Here is a 21816-nt window from a genome sequence, read left to right as displayed (position 1 = left end):
AAAGATGGCTAATTATTATACAGACATACCGGAACTCAAGTTTCACTTGAACAATCCGATGATGAAACGTATTTGCGAACTCAAAGAACGCAATTACAGAGATAAAGATGAATTCGACTATGCTCCGCTGGACTTCGAAGATGCTGTAGACTCTTATGACAAAGTGTTGGAGATTACCGGAGAAATCACAGGAGAAATCATTGCCCCTAACGCAGAAGGTGTAGACGAAGAAGGTCCTCACTGTGCCAATGGTCGCGTAGAATATGCATCAGGAACCAAACAGAACTTGGACGCAATGGTAAAAGCCGGCTTGAACGGTATGACCATGCCACGTAAGTTCGGCGGTCTGAACTTCCCGATCACCCCATACACCATGTGTGCAGAAATCGTGGCTGCTGCCGATGCAGGTTTCGGAAACATCTGGTCATTGCAGGACTGTATCGAAACTCTTTATGAGTTTGGCAATCCCGACCAACACAGCCGCTTTATCCCACGCATCTGCCAAGGTGAAACCATGTCAATGGACTTGACAGAACCGGATGCTGGTTCCGACCTTCAATCTGTTATGCTGAAAGCTACTTACAGCGAAAAAGACGGATGCTGGTTGCTGAACGGTGTGAAACGTTTCATCACAAATGGTGACGCGGATATTCACCTCGTACTGGCGCGTTCGGAAGAAGGAACGAGAGACGGTCGTGGTTTGTCTATGTTCATCTATGACAAGCGTCAGGGTGGCGTGAACGTACGTCGTATCGAAAACAAACTCGGTATCCACGGTTCTCCTACCTGCGAATTGGTATATAAGAATGCAAAAGCTGAACTTTGCGGTGACCGCAAACTCGGTTTGATTAAATACGTAATGGCTCTGATGAACGGTGCCCGTCTGGGTATTGCCGCACAATCTGTAGGATTGAGCCAGGCAGCTTACAATGAAGGTTTGGCATACGCCAAAGACCGTAAGCAGTTCGGAAAAGCAATTATCGAATTCCCGGCTGTGTATGACATGCTGGCTATCATGAAAGGCAAACTGGATGCCGGACGTGCTTTACTGTATCAAACATCTCGCTACGTAGACATCTACAAAGCATTGGACGACATCGCCCGTGAACGTAAACTGACTCCGGAAGAACGCCAGGAACAGAAGAAATATGCTAAATTAGCAGACAGCTTTACTCCGCTGGCTAAAGGTATGAACTCTGAATATGCGAACCAAAACGCTTACGACTGTATTCAGATTCACGGTGGTTCAGGTTTCATGATGGAATATGCTTGCCAACGCATCTATCGCGACGCACGTATCACCAGCATCTACGAAGGAACTACCCAGTTGCAGACAGTAGCCGCTATCCGTTACGTAACCAATGGTTCTTACATCGCTACTATCCGCGAGTTTGAAACCATTCCTTGCTCACCGGAAATGGAACCGCTGATGTCTCGTCTGAAAAAGATGGCTGACAAATTCGAAGCAAGCACCAATGCAGTGAAAGAAGTACAAGACCAGGAATTGCTTGACTTCACCGCTCGCAAACTGGTGGAAATGGCTGCTGACATTATCATGTGTCACCTGTTGATTCAAGATGCCAGCAAGTCTTCCGAACTGTTCTCCAAATCTGCACATGTATATTTGAACTATGCAGAAGCGGAAGTAGAAAAGCACTCAAACTTCATCGAAAACTTCGATAAAGAAGACTTGGCATTCTACAAAAAGTAATAAATACGCTATCAAATCTCATAAAAGCATCCCTTCTTAGGAAGTGGATGCTTTTTTATTTGTCACATTCTATTATTTTTCATTATTATTCTATACATTTGTCAGTGAGATAAGTAATTTTTAATCGACGACTCTATATAAGAATAGAAATATGGCACTCAAACCTTCATATAACGACAAACTGCATTTACCGGGTTTATCAAAAACGGAAATCCTCATACTGGCTCTTGAAGCTTCGCTAAAGCTGGAGTGGAATATCGAGGAAGTGACTCCGGAAGGAGCACGATTCGAAGTCCCGTTCAATATGTATTCTCATGGAGAGGAAATAACCTTTACCATAGAACCGGGAAGCGACGGAGAAGTAGCTGTGCGCAGCCAATCCTCTTCCGTACAATTTGTAGACTATGGAAAGAACAGAAAAAATATACAAAAGCTACGCGAGACGATGGAAGAAATAAAAACATCCCTTACCCCGGAAGAGCTAACCCAAAAGGCAAAAGATTTCGAGGAAGAGTGTAACCGTCCGCTCACAGAAGAAGAGAAAGCCTATCTGGAAGAAGAAAAGAAGAGGAACTCTTTCTGGTCGTTCTTTATTCCCCGCAAAGGTTTTATGGCAACGCCTATCCTGATAGACCTCAACCTCCTTGTATTTATTGTGATGATTGCATCCGGAGTGGGAATCATGTCTCCTTCCACCTTATCACTGCTGAAATGGGGAGCCGACTTCGGACCGCTGACCCTTACAGGCGACTGGTGGCGTGCAGTGACCTGCAACTTCATACACATCGGTGCTTTTCATCTCCTGATGAATATGTATGCCTTCATGTATGTAGGTCTTCTACTGGAAGATCTGATAGGAAGCCGTCGGATGTTCATGTCTTATTTACTGACCGGACTATGTTCGGCAGTATTCAGTCTTTATATGCACGGCGAGACAATCAGTGCCGGAGCCTCCGGAGCTATCTTCGGACTTTACGGTATATTCCTCGCCTTCCTGTTCTTCCATCGCATCGCAAAGGAACAACGGAAAGCGTTATTGACCAGTATCCTTATTTTTGTCGGTTACAATCTGGTTTATGGCATGAAAGCCGGGATTGATAACGCCGCACATATTGGCGGATTATTAAGCGGTTTCCTACTGGGAATCATTTATGTATGCAGCTATAAATTTGAAAAAGCCGATGCGCAACGTACCGTTTCAATCCTTGGGGAGCTTGGTATCTTTTGCATTTTCCTGTTCAGCTTCTTGATGCTTTGCAAGAACGTTCCCCCTCTTTATCAGGACATACGCGGCGAATGGGAAAGCGGTATTGTAGAAGCCTATCTGAATGGTGAACTGGAAGAAGAAAACGAGAACGGCAACCAAGCTGGCAGGAAGACTGCCAACAGTTCTTCTACCAGCCAATATCCTCCATACGTTCCGGTAGGCAATAACGATACATGGCTTTCTTATTACGATGCAGAAACAAATTTCAGTTGCCAGTATCCTACCAACTGGAGGAAAATAACAGGAGCGAAAGGATTGACTCCCAGCGCAGAACCTCCGTTGCTTAGGCTCGTCAACGGCGCCAACCAACTGACGGTTACTGCTCTGACCTACGATACACAAAAAGAGTTTGAACATATAAAGAAGTTATCGCTCACTCTCCCGCGAAATGCACAAGGAGAACCAGCGGAAGACTATAAGCAGAGCAATGTCAACATCAACGGGCTATCCATGACAAGAACTACAAACCCTCTGCACATCGGAGCTCCTGATGAACCGGGAGAAGACATACAACAAATTGTATTACACTATTTCCAAGAAAGCAAGAAGCGAACTTTTACCATTGTTATGCTTGTCTATGATGAAGAAGCCGAAACCGATCTGAATGCTATTACATCAAGTATTCAGATCACCCAATAAAGAGAATATGAGAGTATATGTCCAAGTCAAACAGTTAGGAAAGCGAAAGTGCAATATCGAAAAGATTCCTGTCGATTTTCCTGTTCCGCCTGTCAATGTACAGGGGTTGATTGAAGCCATCGTCAGTTGGCAAGTCTGTGAATATAATGAACGCTTGCAACAAAGCGAAGTACTGAAATACCTCACACAGGAAGAAGTGGAAAATAAAGCAGCTTCCGGCAAGGTTGGGTTTGCAGTAAACTATAACGGCAAACCTGCCGCAGAAGTAGAGGCAATCACCAACGCCCTGCAATCTTACGAGGACGGAATTTTCCGTATCTTCATTGATGATACGGAAACTGAAGACTTATCCTCTCCCACCGGACTCAAAGAAGAATCTACCATCACCTTCATCCGATTGGCTATGCTGTCGGGAAGACTTTGGTAATCATTTTCTTATAAACACACTTAAAACGAAAATAATCATGAGACTCATTTATAATGACGCATTAAACAAACGGATTGCTCCGTACCTGGAAAGGTTAACGAAAAAGAGAACCAGTTTAGACAAAGAGACAATGACACTGTTGGATGTATTTATGCAATACTTCAACATGGATACCCGGTATGGCACATACAGCGATAAACTAGAGCCTTGCATCATACATATTATTCAGGAAGAGAAGATAAAGAGTGTTGCCAATCTTTTCGACGGAAAGTTGAACAAAGTGCTCCGTTATCTATTGGGAGACGAATATGCCAACCTGTTCCACACCTATCTGAAGCTCAAAGCACGGTGTCCGTACACTCATGGATATTCGCGCCGGTCACAGCGGTCGGCGAATCCCCTTCTGCATTTCAGTCACATCATAGATGCGCTGACGGAATTTCTAAAACTACGTGCCACCGGATTCAGCGAACAAGCCATACTGAACGGAGGAAACACTCCGGAAGAAATAGAGACATACAAGGATGCGATGAACTGCCAAAACTGGATGGCCGCCCAAATAGCAGAAGGCAACCAGACTGTCATTGAATACCTCAACAACGTATTGACCAGCGAGAATAATGCCAACCGCCTCAACCAGGGACATCTCCAGGCTATCGCCGTGAGCGGTTACCGCCCGTTGCTGGAACTGGAAGGGAAGTTACTGCTGGCAGCCAAACTGCAGGAAGGTCTCCGTCAAGCTATCGTGGAAACGATGGATGAAGGATGCCCCGAAAGTTATCTCCATCTGTTCTCGGTGATCTGCGACAACGGCCTGCAACGATTTGCCTCCGTGAAACGCGGCATTGCAGTCTGTACGGGTATCGGAGAACAAGACAGCAGCGAGCGTATCACCAACAAATATGTGGAACTGATCCGCCGTTTTCTGAACGACCGGGAAGAAGCACGCAAAGCCCTCCAAAGCAAAGATACGGTCGAACTTTATCTGGCTCTATGGAGCATCGGATTCTATAATACGGAAGAAATCCAGGCACTTGTTCCGGGAATAATTAAAGACGGTGCCAAATATCAGGTGCAGACCTTACTTTACTTTTTACGCTGTACGCAATACTCCGGCATGAACCACCGCATCAGTAAAGATGCTTTTGAAAAATGGTATAACGAACCGTCGGTAGTGGCGGCTATCCTGCCACTGTATCTGTCCGGACTCTATCTTAGCCGGTACGGAGGACATAAGGACGCCCCGTCGCTCCATGATTATTTTGATAGCAAAGAAGAAGCGATCCGTCATTATGACTATCTGAAGAACGTCTATCAGTCCATCTCTGCCAAAGAGATTTATTCTCCATACGTATTCCCATGGGAAAGTGCAGAGCTCACCCGTTCGGAAATCGTTCTCAAGATGGCGTATATCACCTGGATGACCAACGATTCTGCATTAAAAGACGATCTTTGCACTTGTCTGCCTTCTTTGGATACCTATATGCGGGCAGGCTATATCGGCGTCGTATTAAATCCCCCGACCAGCCATTTACAGGAAGAATATGTGCTGCAATCACTGGGCGACCGTTCGCAGGACGTTCGTGACGAAGCCTACAAAGTCTTGTCCGAGATGACTTTGTCGCCCGAACAGAATCAGAAAGTAGAAGAGTTGCTGCGCTTCAAATATAGTGAGATGCGTATCAACGCCATCAATCTATTGATGAAGCAGCCGAAAGAACAACTGTCCGGCAGTATCCGCCGCTTACTAACAGACAAGGTGGCCGAACGCCGCCTGGCCGGATTGGATATGATGAAGACTATTCACAACATAGAATTCCTGCAAGATACCTATCAGGAACTGATCCCCACCGTCAAAGAAATTCAGAAACCGAACGCGAAAGAAAAAGTGTTGATAGAATCTCTGATCGGCGACGGAACGGAAGAAAACACCGCACAACACTATACCAAAGATAACGGCTTCGGTCTGTACGACCCGGCTCTTGAAGTCAATCTGCCGGAAATTACCCAGGATAAAGGATTCAACGTGAAAAAAGCATTCGAATTCATTTGTTTCGGAAGGGCCAAACTTGTATTTAAAAAACTAAGCAAATACATCGAAATCTATAAGAATGAAGAGTTCAAGAATGGGTACGGAGAAGCACGCCTGGTAGGCAACAGTGTCCTAATAAACTGGAGCAACTACGGAGGATTGAGCGGACTCGGTTTCCCGGAACTGTGGAAGGCCTTCTACGAAGAAGAGATCGGAAGCTATGACAAATTACTGATGATGAGTTTCATGCTTGCATCGACAGGCGCTCCTAAAGACGATGACGACTACGATGAAGAGGATGAAGAAGACATCAAGGCAGACCAGAAATCAAGCAACACTTTCGAGCCGCTTATCAACCGGATGTATGCCGGCATCACTTACCGCGGATTGCAGAAAGAACTCCGTAAGATGCCGTACTACGAACAGATGAGTGATATTATCGAAGCATTGTCATACGAGTACAAAGACGAAGCAGTCTACCAACGATTGGCTGTCAATATGCTGCTCCAACTGTTGCCTTTGCTGAATACTAAAAACATTTTCCGCCAGTACACCAACAAGCATGCATGGCTTCGGGACAAACTGGAATATGGAGAAAAGGAGATCGTTTACCCGATACATAACAACAAGTTCGTGAATTTCTGGCTTGAAATGCCTCAAAAGCCTATGAGTGATGATCTGTTTATCCGCTACTTCACGGTGCGCTACCAACTTTACAAGCTCACCAACTACATGGAACACACACCCGAACTGGAAGAAACAGACTCTTACCTTCATGCCACAGACTTCGCCCGTGCATGGATGCTCGGAATCATCCCGACAGAAGAAGTATACCGCGAAATGATGGGACGCATCAGCTCGCCCGCCCAGATCAAGGCAATCACCACGGTATTGAACGACAACGTTCGTTTCAATAAGGAAAAAGAAAGATACGCCGACATCAAAAACGTCGATTTCTCTCTCTTCCGTTCTCTTGCACAGAAGATAGTAGACCGGATTCTTGAAATCGAACTGAAACGGGGAGACTCCGAGACACAAGTCACCAGCCTTGCGGAAGAACTAAGTTATATTTATGGAGCGGACACATTTATCCACATTCTGCAAGCATTCGGCAAAGATACTTTCATACGCGACAACTACAACTGGGGCAGCACCAAACGAGGTGTATTGAGCAGCTTGCTCCATGCTTGCCATCCCCTACCAACAGATACCAGCGAAAACCTGAAGAAACTGGCGAAGCAAGCCGAAATCAGTGACGAACGACTGGTAGAAGCCGCCATGTTCGCTCCGCAATGGATTGAACTGACCGAAAAGGCAATAGGCTGGAAAGGACTGACAAGTGCCGCCTATTATTTCCACGCCCATACCAATGAAACATGTGACGACAAGAAAAAAGCAATCATCGCCCGCTACACCCCTATCGACGTGGAAGACTTGCGGGAAGGTGCTTTTGATATCGACTGGTTCAGGGATGCATTTAAGACAATTGGCAAACGACGCTTCGAAGTGGTCTACAATGCCGCCAAATATATATCATGCAGCAATAGCCATACCCGTGCCCGCAAGTTTGCCGATGCCACCAACGGCGCAGTGAAGGCGGCAGATGTAAAGAAAGAAATAGTTGCCAAACGCAACAAAGACTTATTGATGAGCTACGGCCTCATCCCATTGGGACGGAAACCGGACAAAGAACTGCTGGATCGTTATCAATACCTGCAAAAGTTCCTGAAAGAGAGTAAGGAATTCGGTGCTCAAAGGCAGGAAAGCGAAAAGAAAGCGGTAAACATCGCCCTGCAAAACCTAGCACGCAACTCCGGCTACGGAGACGTTACCCGTCTGACCTGGAGCATGGAAACGGAACTAATCAAAGAACTTCTCCCCTACCTGTCTCCCAAAGAGATAGACGGCGTAGAAGTGTATGTGCAAATCAATGAGGAAGGCAAATCGGAGATTAAACAAATCAAAGACGGCAAAGAGCTCAACAGTATGCCTGCCAAACTGAAAAAGCATCCGTATATAGAAGAACTGAAAGCGGTACACAAAAAGCTGAAAGACCAGTATACCCGCTCCCGCGTGATGCTGGAACAGGCGATGGAAGACTGTACCCGTTTTGAAGAAAGCGAATTGCGCAAGTTGATGCAGAACCCTGTCATCTGGCCATTGTTGAGACATCTTGTCTTTATCTGTAACGGACAGACGGGCTTCTACACCGATGGATTGCTGGTGACTGTAAATGCCGTTTGCCTACCGTTAAAACCGAAAGACGAGTTACGCATCGCCCATCCCACAGACTTGTACGCAAGCGGTGACTGGCATGCTTATCAGAAATTCCTGTTCGACAAAGCAATCCGCCAGCCTTTCAAACAGGTGTTCCGTGAGCTCTATGTTCCGACTTCGGAAGAAGTGGAAGCTACTCAATCCCGCCGTTACGCCGGCAATCAGATCCAACCGCAGAAAACGGTTGCCGTACTGAAAGGCCGTCGCTGGGTAGCCGACTACGAAGACGGTTTGCAAAAGATCTATTACAAAGAGAACATCATCGCCACCATCTATGCGATGGCAGACTGGTTCTCTCCTGCCGACATCGAAGCTCCGACGTTAGAATATGTCTGCTTCCACAACCGCAAGGACTACAAGCTGATGAAAATCTCGGAGATTCCTCCTGTCATTTTCTCGGAAGTGATGAGAGACGTAGACTTGGCAGTAAGTGTAGCCCATGCCGGAAGCGTCGATCCGGAAACCAGCCACTCTACCATCGAGATGCGTAGCGTGCTGGTGGAACTGACAATGCCGTTGTTCCATTTCAAGAACGTGACGATAAAAGGAAGTTTTGCTCACATCGAAGGCAAACTGGGTAAGTACAATATCCATCTGGGCAGCGGCGTGATTCATCAGGAAGGCGGCGCGCAAATTGCCGTTCTTCCGGTACATTCGCAAAATCGCGGACGCCTGTTCCTGCCTTTTGTAGATGAAGATCCGAAGACAGCCGAGATATTGACTAAGATTATCTTCTTTGCAGAAGACGATAAGATAAAAGACCCGAGCATCCTGAACCAAATCAAATAGAAAAGAGATGGCAGAGAATTTAATCATCGGCACAGGAAATAAGGAGGAGAAATACCGGGAGTTACTTCCGCAACTGCACGCTTTGGTAAGTACGGAAACGGATCTCATAGCTAACCTTGCCAACGTTGCAGCGGCGCTCAAACAGACTTTCGGTTTCTTTTGGGTAGGCTTTTACCTTGTGAAAGAGGATGAACTCGTACTGGGTCCGTTTCAGGGTCCCATTGCCTGCACCCGCATCCGCCTCGGCAGAGGAGTTTGCGGCACAGCTTGGAAAGAGGCCCGGACACTGATTGTTCCTGACGTAGAACAGTTTCCCGGACACATTGCTTGTAGTTCGGACTCGAAATCGGAAATAGTAGTACCGATCCTCCAACAGGGTGAAGTCATTGGAGTGCTGGATATTGACAGTGATGAACTGGATAGTTTCGACACCATCGACGCACGCTATCTGGAAGAGATTTGTACGTATATTGGATAAGTTGACAACCATGCAAACGTCCTGAAAAAACAGAGGCTCTGATTGAGTGAATCAGAGCCTCTGTTTACTATAAATAGAGCCTCTGTTCGGATCAAACAGAGGCTCTATTTTTTTACCAGTCCATATCTTCTATTTCCCGTTCCCGGTACAGCAGAAGTTGTTTGCGAAGCGAACTCATTTCGCGTCTCATATCTTCCATCTTTTCCAGTAAATGATGAATGGCATCGATCCCTTCCATATTGATGGATAAGTCGTAGTACATTCTGCTGTAACGCTCCACGTTCGGGAGTTCCGACAAAAGCAGATAATGTTCGCCGCCTTCGGTATGTACGTTAATCAAACCGCCCTCTTCCAACAAATCGATGAATGAAGGCTCAATATGACATTTGTGACAGTATTCACTGACAATAATTAATTCGGTCTGCATAGTACTCATTCATTTTAGTTCATACTCTGTAATTGACGGAACAACTCTTTCTGTTTGTCGGTCAAGTTCGTAGGAATCTTGACGGAATAGGTCACAATCAAGTCACCGAATTGTCCTTCCTTCTTATAAACCGGGAATCCTTTACCTTTCAGCCGGACTTTCGTACCGTTCTGCGTTTCCGGTTTTATCTTCAGTTTCACTTTACCGTCCAGCGTGTCGATCACTTTCTCACCTCCCAATACAGCAGAGTAAAGGTCTACTTCCACATCTACGTACAGGTCGTCGCCCAGGCGTTTGAACACCGGGTCTTCGGCTATCACGAACGTAATGTACAAGTCGCCCGCAGGTCCTCCGTTGACACCTTCGGCTCCGTAGCCTTTCAGTTTGATTACCTGTCCGTCGGCTACACCGGCAGGGATGGTGATACGCACTTGTTTACCATTGACGGTCAATATCTGCTTATGCGTTTGAGCAGCATCACGAAGGGAAAGATGAAGTTCGGCATTAAAGTCCTGTCCGCGGAATCCCGCAGAGCCTTGTCCTCTTCCTCCCCGATGTCCGAACATGGATTCGAAGAAATCGGAAAATCCACTGGCATTGCCACCGGAAAATCCCTCTCCATCGGAGCTATACCAATAACTTCCGTTACCGTCGGAGAAACCTTGACCTGCACCGCCGAATCCGCCGAACCCTCCCGCACCGCCATAGCCTCCGGCTTGTTGCTGTGCACGCTTCTGCGCTTCGAATTCATCGGCATGTTTCCAATGTTCTCCGTACTCATCATACTTTTTACGTTTCTCTGGATCACTTAGTACTTCATTGGCTTCGTTGATTTCCTGAAATTTATCCTTTGCACTAGGGTCATTAGGATTCAAGTCAGGGTGATATTTCCGGGCCAACTTACGAAAAGCCTTTTTGATATCATTCTGCGAAGCACTTTTGTCTACTCCAAGAATCTTGTAATAATCTATATAGGCCATGTTTTATGAATTTAATCGTTCATACATCATACGGCAAATAACACGCCAATCCCGCTTTTGGATGCAGAAATTAACAAGGATTAATACCTAATACTTAATACTTGATATTCCTCTTTTCCAGCATCTGGAAGTCTTGCTTCTTCATACCCAAATCATCCAGCGGACGGGGTTCGTTGTGATCGTTCAGATAAACTCTCGGTTTTAGGACGTAGTGCGGAGCCGTTACAGATTGCGAATCATTCCGGTAAGGAGTTTCTATTCCGGCTAAAGACAACATGGTCGGGAAGAAAGAGCTGCTGGAAGAAACATTCTTATCCTTATTATCAATGGCGGTATCCCAGTATTCGGGATAAGTTTCGCGGTAGTTGTCGGACATCCAGATGAGGAACGGCACGTGAAGTTGATAATAAGAAGGTACGGGAGAAGCGTGGAGAAACAGATGGCGGGAATCGTCGAAAATGTCCTCACCATGATCGGAAGTGTAGAGCATGGCCGCATCTATCTGCTGCTTTTCCAGCATGTGGATAAGGCGTGACAAGAAACCGTCCGTGTAACGGATGGAGTTGTCATAGGCATTGACCAGGTTATCCCGGTATTTTCTTTCTGCTTCCATCGGATAATCGGGCGTAAAGAAAGCACTTTCCAACGGGTAACGTTCGCGGTAGTTAAAGTGAGAACCGTAGGTATGGAGCACGATAAATTGTTTCGTCGCACCTTTAGCCAGTTCCTGCTCCACCAATTTCAGAAGTTCGTCGTCAGAAGGATTGTAGGAGGAGCTGACAGAATCTTCTTTTATAAAATCGTACGTATCGGCTTCCATTCCGAAGAAGTCGATAAACGAATGGTTGTAACGTTGGTTGGAGAAAAAGGCTGTCCGGAAACCTGCCTCTTTGAAAGCGGTGATGATTCCTTTCTGATGATAGATAGAGTCGTAGTTGCAAGCGGTAGCGTCCGACATCAACATGGGGACACTTTTATGTGTCGTATTCGACTCTGTCAGTACTTTCGGGAAAGCAATCAGACCCGATTGCCGGGATAAGAGCGGGTTTGTTTCACGTTCGTAACCATACAGTTGCCAGTTCAGGGCACGGGAGGTTTCTCCTACGACCATTACGTATACTTCCCGTTTCTCTTTCGGATGCGTAGGCAGGGCATGGAAAGTAAAGTCCTTCGAAGTACGGTGATAATTCTGCGTCAAGGCGGTTCGTTGGAAGGCAAGACCTACGTTATAACACACGTTCAGCGGATATAAATCGGACTTCAACTCATATCCCGGGTCCTGCATATATGCTCCGACAAGGCTAAGGAGGGAAATCCCAAAGACTATGGAGGCTCTCTTCCGTTCTCTGCGGATAAATTCTACCGTGAGTTTCCGTTTACGTACAATTGAAATGGTTCCCAATATCAAAGCAGGTACGTAGAGTATGATGACAGCAATAATGGCAGGTGTGAGATTATCAAGCAATTCGAGGGCTTCACTCGAATTGGTAGTCACCAGGTTCAGAAACATATCGACAGCGATAATGGACTGGCCGAACAAATAAAGCAATACAATCTGAAAGGCTCCGAAAAACAGGAACAGGAATAAAATCCAAAGCATCTTGCCACAGTTTCTCGACAAAGTCATCAACAGATAATAGCAGCCGAAAGGCAAAAGCACATTACACACCTTTGCCATCAACGGTAAAGGCTCTGTCAAACAGAGCACAAGGTTGGGTACTATCAAGATGAAGAGGAACAGATAAAACAAATGTTCCTGATTCTCCAACCAATTCTTTATATTCTTAAAAAGCTTCATTGATATTAAAAATAAATCCGGTCTGGTGTTTGCCAAACCCTAAATCCAAACGTACATTTACTCTCTTCTTAAACTCCCAACGATAACCGAAACCATAATTAGGCAGAATATGTTTCGGAGTAAACTCGGAGAGTCGTGGAAAAATCGTTCCCGCTCCTGCCCATACAGCCACTCCATTCCGTTTCCAGACGTGTTGCCGGAGTTCTATTTGCGCATCCATTGCTCCTTTGTCCCGATAGCGTCCTTCGTAATATCCGCGCATGGAGTAAGAGCTTCCCAGCGTTGCCATCAATCCCCACGGGGTATCGCCATAGGTGAGCAATGTGTGGAATTGTCCTGCCAGCACTCCGCCTTTCCATACGGGCTGATAATAGCTGGTAGTCAGTTCTGTGCTGCTAAACGCATATTTATTGCCGAGAAAAGCCGGGCTGAATCGCTGGTCTATCCGCAAGTAGTAGCCGTGAAATGCATTTGTCAGGAAATCACGTGAATCGTAAAGGAGGGAAAGCCCCAAGCTGGTATTGGTGGTCCGGGCCGCCATTCCTTCCCATAGTTCCGGTTTATCAAAGTCCCGCCCGTCAATATAATCGAATATGGCCATCGGGCCGATGTAGAAGTTCTTTGCCAGCCGGAACATAAAATCGACTTTCACCTGTGCTTGAAAACGTTTATAGTCGCTTTCATTATCAGAGTTGGCTCCATTGTCATATCCCCGTCCCCAATACAGGCTGGGGAAAGAATAGAAATAGAGATTGTAATTCAAGCGGTATTTGTCTTGTGGAAACAGATGGTTCCCACGGATTCCCAACAGATAGAAGCCGACCGTCGACACATCTCCGTAAAGAGAGACATTGGAGGGAGGAAGAAGCGAATCGTTCCGATCGGTGCGATATAGTCCGGCTGCCACCAGTCCGAGTCCGAACTTGGTGTCACTGGAATAGTGGGGACCGCCTATCACACTGAAATCAAACTTTTTATTCTTTTTTTCCTTATTGGCGTCATTGAAGTAATCAAGAAACTTTTTAAAGAAGTTGCGCTTTGCCGGAATGGAATCTTCCATGGTTGCAGATACAGAATCCTCCGGCAGTTCAATTTTAGTAGAATGCAGCTGTGCGCCCAACGGGGTTTGTGTCAACAACAAAAGCGCGAATATGATTAGCCTGTTCTGTCTAGTATTCATAATCATAAGAAGTAGAAAACATTGCGGACAAAGTTAGTTTCAAACTTCTTATAAAAACAGAGATTTAGGCGTTTTTGTTGTTCCGGATTTCCTTTTTAACGTTTTAAAAGTCTTATAAATTCGTCTACATCCTCCTTTGTGGCATCAAAAGAAGGTTCAATGCCTCCGATACACAAAGCGGAAAAAGAATAAAAAACGAGAGTCTCCAGAGTCCCGACCGTTCCGTCATTCCTCCGGAGACTCTTCTGTTCCCGTTAAAGCGTCAGACTCTTTTAGCCAATATAAACATTCACACAGAGATATACATAAAGCTCTTCATCACACTGATCGAACTCTATTTTGCTCTCTCTTGACAACCACCCCAAAGCGGCACCCAGCTCTTTATCTTTCAGCCCGGATTTTCTCTTCAAAAGTCCATAGCTCCACTTCTCATTATTGCTAAGCAGTTGCCAAACCTTACCGGCATTCACGCCGATTTCATTTTTGTTCATTTTCCTAGAGTTATTAAAAGGTTTAATACATTAGGTTAAGATTTCGCCTATAAAGATAACAAAAGGATATTGCAATTGTTTATACATCTTCACTAGAAAGTTGTTACAGAATTAATTTTAACATAAAAGCGATGATGTGTCCCGACACAGAGACGTTATTAGCATATGTTAAAGTAGAACTTTTCTTTGCAGCCATCTGTTATTACATAAAAATCAATCCTAAACCAATTACAGCTATGGCAAAAAAATAGCAGAACAGCTGATAGATACTCTGGTAAAATCCGGAGTTGAACGCATCTACACCGTAACAGGCGACAGTCTGAATGAAGTAAACGAAGCAGTCAGAAAAAACGATTAAATAAAATGAATACATATGCGCCACGAAGAAACAGGGGCGTATGCCGCTGCGGCAGAAGCACAACTGACCGGTCGCCCGGGATGCTGCGCGGGAAGTAGCGGACCGGGACATATTCATCTGATTAACGGCTTGTATGACGCACACCGATCCGGCGCACCGGTAATCGCCATTGCCTCTACAATTCCTACCGGAGAGTTCGGCACGGAATATTTTCAGGAGACGAATACCATCAAACTTTTTAACGATTGCAGTTATTATAATGAAGTAGCCACTACTCCCGCACAATTTCCACGTATGCTCCAATCGGCCATACAAACAGCTGTCACCCGTAAAGGGGTGTCCGTCATCGGGCTACCGGGAGACTTGGCAAAGGCTTCTGCCGTTGCTATCGACTCGTCGGTCCGGAACTATCCTGCCCCACCGGAAGTTTGCCCGTCGGAAGAAGATTTGGCTCAATTGGCCGACTTGTTAAACAAACATACACGTATCACTCTTTTCTGTGGCATCGGTTGCCGGGGAGCTCACGAGGAAGTAATCGCGCTTTCCGAGAAGCTGAACGCTCCGGTTGTATATACTTTCAAAAGAAAGATGGAGATACAATATGAAAATCCGTATGAAGTGGGTATGACCGGATTGCTGGGAATGCCGTCGGGCTATTACAGCATGCATGAAGCCGAAGTGCTTCTCATACTCGGCACCGACTTTCCATATTCCGCTTTCTTGCCGGATGACATAAAGATAGTACAGATTGACATAAAGCCCGAACGTCTGGGACGTTGTGCAAAGGTTGATATCGGACTTTGCGGTGATGTTAAACTTAGCATCCAAAGTTTATTGCATATGCTGAATCCGAAGACGCTCACAAGAAGTAATTGATACCATCAATTCTAACTTTAAGCATATACGGGAGGTATTTTAAGTTATTCTCTTTTTAAGTTCTTCAATACCTCTCCCAAAGTATGACTTACTATTATTGCTAATCGCAATAAGGTAAGTCATACCTTTTTATAGTCTATCTTGAAGTGGAAATCATTTTATTTTCTTATGTTTGCAATTATCAAAAAGTAAAAACACATGGAAAAGCCCGACTTTTCGCCTTTATCCCGACAAGCTCTACATGCAAATAAAAAAGAGTGGAATCAATTCCTTTCTATTTTTTTATTGGCAGTGGGTGTTGGCTTTACAGTGGCAGGCATCGTCTTCTTTTTTGCCTATAACTGGGAGGAACTACCTAAATTTGCAAAATTAGGAATGGTAGAAGTTTTATTAGTAGCCTCTGCCCTGCTCGCTACATTTACCCGTTGGAGTAAGCTCGTCAAACAAATTCTCCTCACCGGAGCTACATTTCTGATAGGTACGCTTTTCGCTGTCTTCGGACAAATTTACCAAACAGGGGCCGATGCTTACGATCTCTTTCTGGGATGGACTCTTTTCACCATTCTTTGGGCGATTGCTATCCGCTTCGCTCCGTTATGGCTGACGTTCATCGGATTACTTTGTACTACGATATGGCTGTATAATATACAAATTGCCGGCTATGGCTCTTGGGAAATAACTCTATTGGGCAATGCAGTAACCTGGATATGTGCCGTGGCAACTATTATTACGGAATGGATGAGTGCGAAAGGTCATTTGAACAGAAACAATCGTTGGTTTGTCAGTCTTCTTTCGTTGGCTACCATTCTACACACCAGCTTTCTGTTAATGGCGGCCATCTGTGATGATTATACCATATTATCTGTTCCTCTCATAACTACCGTCCTTCTATTCGCAGCGGGACTTTGGTACGGATGGAGAAAAAAGAGTCTGTTCTATCTGGCTATCATTCCTTTTGCCACATTAATGATTTTATTGACTACATTCATATCTAAAAGTGATCTTAGGCATGTTCAGATATTTTTCTATGGAGGAATCATTGTCATCAGCGGAACAACTTTACTCATTTACATCATTCTTCATCTAAAAAAGCAATGGTATGGCGCAGAAGCATAACCTCACTATTCAAGTCGTATCTATTATCGGGGGAATCCTGACGGCTATTTTCTTTCTGGGATTTCTGGCACTTGCCAGAATCATTCAATCAGAGATTTCCAGTCTGATTATAGGAACTTTGTTAATCATTACTACGTTAATAATCAGCCGCATCGTTATCCGGCCTTTTCTGGATGCGATGAACATCACTTTATATATAGCAGGATGCGTATTGGCAGGCTTTGGCATGAGTGCTAATATTCATACCCTCTTCTTTATACTTATAATAATCAGTATACTCACTTTCTTTTTATCGAGAGGATTCATTCTCCCCTTTCTTTCAGTCATTCTGTTTAATATATCTTTATTTGGAGAAGTTGCCTATGTCTTTTCTTCATTTTATCCCCTGCAAATAGCAGTAATCCCTATCCTCGGAGCATTTCTATTTATCAATGCTTTCGAAAAGCTGTTTGAAGGTACAAAGACGGAAAATTATTTTTCCAAATACAGACCATTTCATGCCGGTTTATTTGTATCTAGTATCGTATCACTGGGAGGATTATCAGTCAGTTACCTGGTATCGGAAACAAATAGCTGGCTCGTATCGGGCATATTGTCCGTTTATATATGGATAGGACTTCTCATCATGATTCAACAAATCATACAGGTCATGAAAGGGAATAATCCAGTGAATCAGGTTAGTATCTATATTCTTTGTATTATCATTTGTCTGCCTACCGTATTTGCTCCTTATTTATCCGGTAGTTTGCTACTGATTTTAATATGTTTTCATTATGGTTATAGAGCAGAGTGTACCGCTGCACTCCTTCTCTTTATCTATGCCGTTTCCAAATACTATTATGATTTGAATTTGAGCCTGCTCACCAAATCCATTACGCTTTTCTTCATCGGAATTGCATGTATTGCAGCCTGGTATTTCTTCACTCAAAAAAGAACAAGACATGAAAAAATATAGCCGAATATTAATTATCGTAAACCTGATACTGTTACTAGGGTATTTCAACTGGTCGGTTTATAAGAAAGAGCAAATCTTGAAAGACGGACGGTTGGTTTTGTTACAGTTAGTTCCTGTCGATCCCCGCTCTCTTATGCAAGGAGACTATATGAGACTTAACTACCAGGAAGCCTCATCAGCTCCGGTAGACGAACAAACTGCCACACGCGGTTATGCCGTACTTCGAACTGACAGTAATCAGGTAGGAGAAATAGTGCGACTGCAAAATGCTTTAGAACCTGTAAACAGTGATGAACTGGTCATCAAATATAAAATAGTACATCACAGGCTCTTCCTCGGTGCCGAATCTTTCTTCTTCGAAGAAGGACAGGATACTCTTTATCAAAAAGCCATGTATGGCGGACTGAAAGTAGATGATAAAGGACAAAGTTTACTTGTAGGACTGTATGATAAGGACTTTCATCGTATTCAATCTGATAAATAAATAATAATCGAGTGAGGTTGTGTCAAAACGCTGACACAACCTCCTCCTATATTCATTCTACGAAAGCCGGAATTACATCATTCCGCCCATGCCTCCCATTCCGGGAGCACCCATCGGCATTTCTGGTTTATCTTCCTTCTTTTCTACGATTACACATTCAGTAGTCAGGAACATACCAGCGATAGAAGCTGCATTTTCCAAAGCTACACGAGCAACCTTAGCAGGATCTACCACACCGGCAGCGTGCAAGTTTTCGTAAACATCCGTACGGGCATTGTAACCGAAGTCACCCTTTCCTTCACGTACTTTCTGAACAACTACAGCACCTTCTTTACCGGCATTAGCTACAATCTCACGAAGCGGTTCCTCGATGGCGCGTTTGATGATACCGATACCGGTTGTCTCATCAGCATTGTCACCCGTCAGACCTTCCAAAGATTCGATGGCACGGATGTAAGCTACGCCACCACCCGGAATAATACCTTCTTCGATAGCAGCACGGGTTGCACGCAATGCGTCATCTACACGGTCTTTCTTTTCTTTCATTTCCACTTCAGAAGCAGCACCTACATAGAGAACAGCTACACCACCTGACAATTTAGCCAGACGTTCCTGCAATTTCTCGCGGTCATAATCAGACTTAGTTGAAGCAATCTGAGCTTTGATCTGTTCGCAACGTTCTTTGATATTGGCTTTGTCACCTGCACCGTTTACGATTGTTGTATTGTCTTTAGAAACAGTAACCTTGTCGGCAGTACCCAACATTTCGATGGTAGCCTGTTCCAGTTTCAAACCTTTTTCTTCACTGATAACAACACCACCTGTCAGGATAGCAATATCTTCAAGCATTTCTTTACGACGATCACCGAAGCCCGGAGCCTTCACTGCACAAATCTTCAATTGAGAACGCAGACGGTTTACTACCAATGTAGTCAATGCTTCGCTATCTACATCTTCTGCAATTACCAACAAAGGACGACCTGTCTGTACAGCTGGTTCAAGGATAGGCAAGAAATCTTTCAGGTTAGAAATCTTCTTGTCGTAGATCAGGATGTAAGGTTTCTCCATCTCACATTCCATCTTTTCCGTATTTGTTACGAAATAAGCCGACAAATAACCACGGTCGAACTGCATACCTTCCACTACGCCGATGGTAGTATCAGTACCCTTAGCTTCTTCGATAGTGATAACACCGTCTTTAGAAACTTTACGCATAGCGTCAGCAATCAATTTACCGATCACCGGATCATTGTTTGCAGATACAGTAGCCACTTGCTCGATCTTATCGTAGTTGTCACCTACTGTTTCAGCTTGGTTCTTGATTGATTCCACTACTTTGGCAACAGCCTTGTCGATACCGCGTTTGATATCCATCGGGCTGGCACCTGCTGTTACGTTCTTCAAACCTTCAGCTACGATAGCCTGAGCAAGAACAGTTGCAGTAGTTGTACCGTCACCTGCATCGTCACCTGTCTTAGAAGCGACCTCTTTTACCAACTGTGCACCAGTATTCTGGTAAGCATCTGCCAATTCGATTTCTTTTGCTACTGTCACACCGTCTTTTGTGATGTGCGGAGCACCGAATTTCTTCTCAATGATAACGTTACGTCCTTTCGGGCCCAGAGTTACTTTTACTGCATTTGCCAAAGAATCGACACCTTTTTTCAATTGGTCACGGGCATCGATATTGAATAATATTTCTTTTGCCATCTCTTTATTTACTATTTAAAGATTTACTATTTACTATTATTAATTAACCCAAAACAGCGAGAACATCGCTCTGACGCATGATAAGATATTTAGTACCTTCAACATCAAGTTCTGTTCCGGCATATTTACCATAAAGAACTGTATCGCCTACTTTCAATACCATCTCTTCGTCTTTCGTACCGTGACCTACTGCCACAACTTCACCCTTCAAAGGTTTTTCTTTTGCTGTATCAGGGATAATGATACCACCAATTGTTTTTTCTTCTGCAGGTGCAGGGAGGATAAGCACTCTGTCTGCTAATGGTTTAATGTTCATAGTTACTTGTTATATTTTAGTTATACATTTAATGTTTAGATGTTACCCGTCATTTTCAGGCGGAACGCTAAAAACATTGCGAAAAGTGTGCCAAAGCAGTTTAGTGATTCTTTGTCAGAAATTGAACTGACAAAATGGCTGTCTGCCTACCTCGTTATGGCAAAAACAAATGAATCCCGTGCGAAAGTTTTCGCACAGGAATCATATTATGCCTTATTATAACATGAGTTTGATATATTAATAGTCTTCACCTTTTCACTGTAATTCCTCATTCATCAGTGTTAACGGGTGAAGAGCGACATCTTCACCCGCATTTACACCTCCGGTTCATTAATAACAAGCTTACTTTCTATAGGCACTAAACTTCTTTTCTATTATAGATAAACCTCTCTTCTTCCGAATATAAAATTCTTTTGCACTAGACACAATCTATAAACGCAAGTTGCGTTTATAAAAACAAAGCTTGCGTTTATAAAAACAAAGGCTTCGTTTTTATAATCAAAGCCTTCGTTTATAGTTTATCTATAACCAAAAAGAAATTAGTTCTTATAGAAAGGAAGTTTAGATCCTATAGAAAAGAAGTTCATCTACAATATCCGGTCGCCATCAGACCAATTATCGGTATACATAGATAGCTTAAGAAGAGGAAAGCGGGTGAAATATATGCCCTTCACCTGCTAACGTCCATGAATAAGGCGTTATAGCGAAAAGGTGAAGGGCATATCACATTTGTACGACACACGGACATCATACCTTAATTCCGGTAAATCAGACAGATGGAAAGTCTTTTCTTACTCTTCTTTATCTTCAGTCAAGCCATACTTTGCTCTCGTAATTTTCCGTACAAGTTCCCTTTGAACACTTTCCAATGCGTTCACTTCTTTATCCAACAGTTCCAAAGCTGAACCTTTCTGTAACAGATAAGAACGGTCTGAGTATTTTATCATAGAAGTGGGCACTGCCTTATTATCCTTTTTATATTGTTCAATCATATATCGCAAAGCTTCCGATCTATATTTACAAACGGTCTTCCGTTCCGCATAATATAATTCTTTGTAAGCATTGTCTTCACTTCTCAACTTCTTCCAAAAAGCAGAAAAAGCTGCCGACACCGCATCTTTCTCTTCCTTAGATACAGCCTCCGATTGTCTCTTTTTAAGCTCCCTATATTCCTTATATGTATTTAAGAACTTATCCAGCGCATCTTTACAGACTTTATGCTCAAGCCGGTAATTTTCCAATGAAGCAGGACGGTTATATTCAACAATCTCTTGCAGGTAAGGCACATCATTCCAACTGATATACTTATTATTCGCTTCACAATAGTCTGCGTAAGCACTCACAAGTTGCCAACTATATTCTTTTGTTTTCTGATTCAGTTCTTCATTGATGGCCGACAAACTTTTCTCCATTTCCTGTAAATCCTGCGCTAATGCGGTCTGCATACTCCCCCATCCCGAAATGAACAGACAAAGGACGCTTAATAATGTTGTTTTCATAATATA

16 protein-coding genes and 1 pseudogene are annotated in these 21816 nt (G+C 44.1%); 9 read left to right on the top strand and 8 right to left on the bottom strand.

Going from position 1 to position 21816, the window contains the following annotated elements; genetic code table 11:
* Positions 1-4 precede the first annotated feature (4 nt).
* The 5 genes from H8S63_RS14995 (at position 5) to H8S63_RS14975 (ending at position 9620) form a co-directional block, all read left to right on the top strand.
* Positions 5-1711, top strand: coding sequence for an acyl-CoA dehydrogenase family protein (locus tag H8S63_RS14995; RefSeq protein ID WP_008644789.1), 1707 nt, complete (start codon positions 5-7; stop codon positions 1709-1711).
* 151 nt (positions 1712-1862) lie between these two features.
* Entirely contained in the window at positions 1863-3617 is a 1755-nt protein-coding gene (locus H8S63_RS14990) for a rhomboid family intramembrane serine protease (RefSeq protein WP_186927245.1), read from the top strand.
* A gap of 7 nt (positions 3618-3624) precedes the next feature.
* Positions 3625-4044 carry a hypothetical protein gene (locus H8S63_RS14985; RefSeq protein ID WP_118196410.1) on the top strand — a complete coding sequence of 140 codons (420 nt, stop codon included), beginning with the start codon at positions 3625-3627 and terminating at the stop codon, positions 4042-4044.
* A 37-nt stretch (positions 4045-4081) separates the two neighbouring features.
* Positions 4082-9142, top strand: a complete 5061-nt coding sequence (locus H8S63_RS14980; protein ID WP_186927244.1) for a DUF4132 domain-containing protein — start codon at positions 4082-4084, stop codon at positions 9140-9142.
* A 7-nt stretch (positions 9143-9149) separates the two neighbouring features.
* The gene (locus tag H8S63_RS14975) at positions 9150-9620 is read left to right on the top strand and encodes a GAF domain-containing protein (protein WP_022275904.1); all 471 of its coding nucleotides are present in this window, start codon (positions 9150-9152) and stop codon (positions 9618-9620) included.
* Positions 9621-9732: 112 nt separating this feature from the next.
* Here the strand turns inward: H8S63_RS14975 and H8S63_RS14970 are convergent, their stop codons facing one another.
* The 5 genes from H8S63_RS14970 to H8S63_RS14950 all read right to left on the bottom strand — a co-directional run bounded on the left by H8S63_RS14970 (position 9733) and on the right by H8S63_RS14950 (position 14496).
* Positions 9733-10047 (bottom strand): chaperone modulator CbpM, encoded by a 315-nt coding sequence (locus tag H8S63_RS14970; RefSeq protein WP_008025905.1) that lies wholly within the window; start codon positions 10045-10047, stop codon positions 9733-9735.
* A 14-nt stretch (positions 10048-10061) separates the two neighbouring features.
* A complete protein-coding gene (locus H8S63_RS14965; protein ID WP_007748510.1) occupies positions 10062-11027 on the bottom strand; it encodes a DnaJ C-terminal domain-containing protein in 966 nt (321 codons plus the stop codon).
* A 94-nt stretch (positions 11028-11121) separates the two neighbouring features.
* Positions 11122-12825, bottom strand: a complete 1704-nt coding sequence (locus H8S63_RS14960; RefSeq protein WP_186927243.1) for a phosphoethanolamine transferase — start codon at positions 12823-12825, stop codon at positions 11122-11124.
* On the bottom strand, positions 12812-14011 hold the full coding sequence (locus H8S63_RS14955; protein WP_186927242.1) for a BamA/TamA family outer membrane protein: 1200 nt from the start codon (positions 14009-14011) through the stop codon (positions 12812-12814). The genes H8S63_RS14960 and H8S63_RS14955 overlap by 14 nt, the downstream gene beginning before the upstream one ends.
* A gap of 266 nt (positions 14012-14277) precedes the next feature.
* Positions 14278-14496, bottom strand: coding sequence for a winged helix-turn-helix domain-containing protein (locus H8S63_RS14950; protein ID WP_007758501.1), 219 nt, complete (start codon positions 14494-14496; stop codon positions 14278-14280).
* Between the two features lie 134 nt (positions 14497-14630).
* On the opposite strand from H8S63_RS14950, the pseudogene H8S63_RS14945 reads away from it, so the two are divergent.
* The 4 genes and pseudogenes from H8S63_RS14945 to H8S63_RS14930 all read left to right on the top strand — a co-directional run.
* Positions 14631-15712 (top strand): annotated as a pseudogene (locus H8S63_RS14945) (thiamine pyrophosphate-binding protein); the annotation flags it as partial.
* A 216-nt stretch (positions 15713-15928) separates the two neighbouring features.
* Positions 15929-16846 carry a DUF2157 domain-containing protein gene (locus tag H8S63_RS14940; protein WP_186927241.1) on the top strand — a complete coding sequence of 306 codons (918 nt, stop codon included), beginning with the start codon at positions 15929-15931 and terminating at the stop codon, positions 16844-16846.
* The gene (locus H8S63_RS14935; protein WP_186927240.1) at positions 16830-17801 is read left to right on the top strand and encodes a DUF4401 domain-containing protein; all 972 of its coding nucleotides are present in this window, start codon (positions 16830-16832) and stop codon (positions 17799-17801) included. Before H8S63_RS14940 ends, H8S63_RS14935 begins: the two co-directional genes overlap by 17 nt.
* On the top strand, positions 17788-18285 hold the full coding sequence (locus H8S63_RS14930) for a GDYXXLXY domain-containing protein (RefSeq protein WP_186927239.1): 498 nt from the start codon (positions 17788-17790) through the stop codon (positions 18283-18285). The genes H8S63_RS14935 and H8S63_RS14930 overlap by 14 nt, the downstream gene beginning before the upstream one ends.
* A gap of 72 nt (positions 18286-18357) precedes the next feature.
* Here H8S63_RS14930 and groL read toward each other — a convergent pair whose 3' ends face one another.
* The 3 genes from groL to H8S63_RS14915 all read right to left on the bottom strand — a co-directional run bounded on the left by groL (position 18358) and on the right by H8S63_RS14915 (position 21810).
* On the bottom strand, positions 18358-19995 hold the full coding sequence (gene groL / locus H8S63_RS14925; RefSeq protein ID WP_186927238.1) for a chaperonin GroEL: 1638 nt from the start codon (positions 19993-19995) through the stop codon (positions 18358-18360).
* A 43-nt stretch (positions 19996-20038) separates the two neighbouring features.
* A complete protein-coding gene (locus H8S63_RS14920; RefSeq protein WP_004314007.1) occupies positions 20039-20311 on the bottom strand; it encodes a co-chaperone GroES in 273 nt (90 codons plus the stop codon).
* 791 nt (positions 20312-21102) lie between these two features.
* Positions 21103-21810 (bottom strand): DUF5039 domain-containing protein, encoded by a 708-nt coding sequence (locus H8S63_RS14915; protein ID WP_186927237.1) that lies wholly within the window; start codon positions 21808-21810, stop codon positions 21103-21105.
* Positions 21811-21816 lie beyond the last annotated feature (6 nt).

The organism is Bacteroides sp. NSJ-39, from assembly GCF_014287315.1.
GTDB lineage: Bacteria > Bacteroidota > Bacteroidia > Bacteroidales > Bacteroidaceae > Bacteroides > Bacteroides finegoldii.
The sequence above is the reverse complement of the archived record's forward strand: the minus strand, read 5'-3'. Positions and strand labels throughout refer to the sequence as shown.